1 pseudogene is annotated in these 402 nt (G+C 53.7%); it reads left to right on the top strand.

Annotated elements, in window-relative coordinates:
• Window positions 1-234 (top strand): annotated as a pseudogene (locus AF337_RS45570) (lipopolysaccharide biosynthesis protein); the annotation flags it as partial.
• Between the last annotated feature and the right edge of the window lie 168 nt (window positions 235-402).

The following is a 402-nucleotide window of genomic DNA, read 5'->3' as shown; positions in this document are numbered from 1 at the left end:
CTGCGACCTACCATAGCCTGTGCAGGAATGGTTGCAGTCGTTTTCCTCCTCCACGAATTGCTCATTCGTTGGTCCCCGTATCCGCGCTTGACCGCGGAAACCCTTGCAGGCGGCATGGCTTACTGCGGCCTGATATTCGTTCTATGCAGAGCTCGTTTAAATGTCTTGATCGGCAGCATAAAGCAGGCACGGCAGCGCAATAGTAACAGGGGTGCGGTTGCCAACCCCGCATGATTTCCTGGCCCTACCGCAGAGACCTGTGTTGCGATTTGAAGGATCTGGCGCTCAAGCAGTCATCTGAAATTATGAGAACGTCGCTTCGGTGACGTTCTCATCCACCGCATCCGAACGCCCCTCAGACACAACGCGTAATAGGATAATCCATAAGATGACTAGCCTCGA

Origin of the sequence: Rhizobium ecuadorense (genome assembly GCF_001187535.1) — a bacterium.
In the GTDB taxonomy this organism is placed as follows: Bacteria; Pseudomonadota; Alphaproteobacteria; order Rhizobiales; family Rhizobiaceae; genus Rhizobium; species Rhizobium ecuadorense.
Note: the sequence above shows the minus strand (reverse complement) of the source record. Positions and strands in the feature narration are given on the sequence as shown.